The organism is Streptomyces sp. NPDC058008, assembly GCF_042886395.1.
Taxonomy (GTDB): Bacteria; Actinomycetota; Actinomycetes; order Streptomycetales; family Streptomycetaceae; genus Streptomyces.
Genome location: NZ_JBHVQX010000038.1, coordinates 1 through 3533, shown reverse-complemented (window position 1 = coordinate 3533; position 3533 = coordinate 1). Strand labels below are relative to the sequence as shown.

Here is a 3533-nt window from a genome sequence, read left to right as displayed (position 1 = left end):
CCTGCAAATAAAACACAAATCCACAAAAATGGGGGGGGCAAATTTAAGGTTTATATTAACCCGCCTCTGTGTCTGTTTTTGCGGCTTTCCCCCGCGCTTTGCCTGTTTCGGTCCGCCGCCGGTCACCCGGAGGGAACGGGTGTCCCGGTGACGGGCCGGCGCACCCGCCGTGACCGGGCCCCGGCCCCCGGTCCGCGAACAGCCACCGGACGAGGAGGACTTCGGACTCCCGGACTTCTCGGGAACCGGGGCGTCGCCGCGCCCTGCTCCGGCACCCGCGCCGAACTCCCCCCGCGCGAACCGCTTCCGGGCGGGTGGCGGACGGTGAACCGCCCTTTACGCGCTTTCGGTCAACTCGGCTCCGTGCGCAGCCGGTCGAGTCCCGAAGCCGGTCGTACCGGCCGGGACTCCCCGGCGGGGCGTGCTCCGAAGGCGGCCAAGGTGATGCGGCCCTCAGCGCTCGGCCAGGACTCCGTCCTTCTCGACGTACGCCGCGCCGGACTGCGGGCACTCCCACACCCCCGGCTCGCCCTCGCGCTCCACGAGGCGGACCCCGCTCCGGCCCACCCAGCCGATCTGCCGGGCCGGTACGCCGACCACGAGCGCGAAGTCCGCCACGTCCCTGGTGACCACCGCACCGGCCGCCACCATGGCCCAGCGCCCGATCCGGACCGGTGCGACACAGACGGACCGCGCCCCCAGGGAGGCCCCCTCGGCGACCTTCACGCCGACGGCCTCCCAGTCCCCACCCCGCTTCTGCTTGCCCTCGGGGTCCACGGAGCGGGGGTTGTGGTCGTTGGTGAGGACCACGGCGGGGCCGACGAACACACCGTCGCCGAGCTCGGCCGGCTCGTACACCAGGGCGTAGTTCTGCAGCTTCACGTTGTTCCCGATCCGCACACCGGTGCCCACGTAGGCTCCGCGGCCGATCACACAGCCTTCGCCGAGCCGAGCCCCCTCGCGGATCTGCGCGAGCTCCCAGACGCTGCTTCCGGCGCCGATCACGGCGCTGTCGTCGACCTGGGCGGTGGGCTGGACCCTGTAATTCACGTGTCTTACCTTCCGGAGAGCGGACCTGCCGAGAGCATACGAGCTGAGCCGGACGCCCGCGGATCCGATCCCCGTGACGGGCGGGCGGCGGCCCTCCTCACCTGCCGGCCGCCCGCGCTACGGGCACGGCGCGTACGGCCCGCCGGTCCCGTGGTGGCCGTGCGGGGGCGAGGACCTGCCGGACCCGCACGGCCCGTCGCCCGCGCACGGAACGCGGTCGGTCCGCCCCGCACCCCGGGCGGGGGACGGAGCGGACCGGTGCGGGAGCGGGTACGCGGTGGCCCGTACCTACTGGGTGCTGCCGGTCAGTGCCACGGACTCGGGGGTGCCGGGATAGCCCACCACCTGTTCGATGGCGTCCCACTTGCCGTCGGCGTGGCGGACGGTGTGCTTGATCCTGCCGTCCGTGGTGACGACGGCGGCCTGGAGCTCACCGTTGACCGCGGTGGCGTCGATACCGACGGTCGTGTCGCGGCCGAGTTTGTCGCCCAGGTCGCCGAACTTGCTCCACGTGCCGTCCGCCTTGCGGATGGCGTGCCTCTTCTCGCCGCTGACACCGGTGATGACGACCTGCAGATCGCCCGCGACGCTCGCGAAGGACATGCCGTTGACCGCCGAGGTCAGTCCCGTCTCCAGGGTGTGGACCGCTCCCCAGCGGTCGCTCCACGTCCCGTCGGAGTTGCGGATGCCGTGGTAGGCCTTGCCGTCCGCGGCGACGCCGACCTGGGTCTGGCCGCCGGAGGTGTGCGCGACGGTGACCTGGGTGGCGTTGCCGAGCACGCCGAGCTTGGCGCTGACATCACCCCACTTCGACCAGACCTCATTCGCGTCCTGGGTGGCGTGGTAGACGCGCCCGTCGGCGAGGCCGATCAGGGCGAGGCCGGTGCCGGTGGACGTCACGGCCACGCGCGTGAGCCCGGGCTTGTCGCCGAGTTCGGCCGTCAGGTCACGGAAGGCCGCCCAGCCGCCGGTCACGCGCCGGTTGGCCTGGTACAGGTGCCCGTTGCCGCCCACGGCGAAGACGTAGTTCTTGCCCTTGATGGCGGCGTCGGCGGCGAACCGGATGTCCTCGACGGTGCCCGCGGCGTTCTGCACGTTGCCGAAGGAGGTCCAGTCACCGTTGCTGTTGCGCATCGAGTGGTACAGGCCGGTGGACGTCTTGGTGAGCATCTGGAGGTTCCAGACGTTCAGCGTGGAGGCCGTGCTCTCCGTGATCCACGTCCGGATGTCGTCCACCCTGCTGGCGACCGCGCCGGTGCGGGTCTCCTCCGAGCCCAGGCAGCCGCCCTGCCAGGACCTGCTGGCGACCGCCACGAGTTCGGGACGGCCGTTCCTCTCGCGGAAGACGGGTGCGCCGCTGTCGCCCTTGCAGAGGGGAGTGCCGTCGACGCTGACGGTGGTGGCCTCGACCGTGCCGACCGTGAGGGCCCCGGCGTGGAGCGAGTCGGGGACCCAGGTGTCCGCGGTCCGGCCGTATCCGGCGCCCGTCAGGGATTCGCCGGCGGCCGGGGCGGTGGTCGCCGGGTGCAGGAAGGAGGGACCGGAGACCGGGGTGGCGAGCCTGGCCAGCACCAGATCGCGGTCCGCGCGCGGCACCAGTTGCGTGATCGCCCGGACCTGGCCGGCGGTGGTGGTGAGATCGGTACGGCCGATGGTCGCGGTGGACGCGACGGGCGGGGCACCGGCGACGAGCGCGGCCGGGTCGTCGGCGAAGCAACTGGCCGCGGTCAGCAGCCACTGGTTGTTGACGAGGGTGCCGGTACACGCGCGGCCGGTGGCGGCGTCACCGATCTGCACCTTCGCGGTGAAGGTGTGGGTGCTGCCCGTCACCGCGTCACCGATGACGGCCAGGGCCGGCGAGGTGAAGGTGACGGAGCCGACCGCGGCGGTAGCGGCCAACAGGGAGATCGCCCGCATTCTGCGGGAGGTTCGGAAGGGCACGTCGAGTCCTTGGGAGCGAGGGCGAGGAAGCGAACGGGCACCGGGCACCGGTGACCGGCGGGCGCGTCGCACGCGACGCGCCCGCCGTCCGCCACGGACCGGCTGCCGGAGCCGTGTCCGGGAGCCGTGCGGTGGCAGTGCCACTGGTGCCTGTAGGGCCACTGATGTGCGATGGAGCGTCAGACGACGCTTCCGCTCCACTGCTTGACCGGTGCCCGGAGCGCGGTGCCGGTGCTGGTGAAGGTGAACAGGGAGTCGAGGCGGCGGCCGTCGGGCGTGGTGCCGCCCTCGTAGAGGACACCGAGGTCGGTCCTGCCGTCCCCGGTGTAGTCCCCGGCCGTCACGAGGCTGCTGGCCCAGGTGAAGGATCCTGAGCTGGTCCAGGCGGTGGTGGGGTTGTTGAAGGCGGTGCCGGTGCTGGTGAAGGTGAAGGCGAGGGTGACGTTCTTTCCGTCGGTGGCCTGGCCGCCGTTGTAGAGGACGGCGAGGTCGTCCTTGCCGTCTCCGTTGAAGTCGCCCGGGACCGGCTTGCTCTTCGCCCA

3 protein-coding genes are annotated in these 3533 nt (G+C 71.8%); all 3 read right to left on the bottom strand.

All coding sequences use genetic code 11. The features are described from left to right. Positions 1-453 precede the first annotated feature (453 nt). Positions 454-1050, bottom strand: coding sequence for an acyltransferase (locus ACFVS9_RS29520; RefSeq protein ID WP_389937246.1), 597 nt, complete (start codon positions 1048-1050; stop codon positions 454-456). A 288-nt stretch (positions 1051-1338) separates the two neighbouring features. Then, a complete protein-coding gene (locus ACFVS9_RS29515; RefSeq protein ID WP_389937243.1) occupies positions 1339-2991 on the bottom strand; it encodes a trypsin-like serine protease in 1653 nt (550 codons plus the stop codon). Between the two features lie 179 nt (positions 2992-3170). Next, positions 3171-3533 (bottom strand): FG-GAP repeat domain-containing protein (locus tag ACFVS9_RS29510; RefSeq protein ID WP_389937240.1); only part of this gene is annotated, 363 nt, incomplete at its 5' end.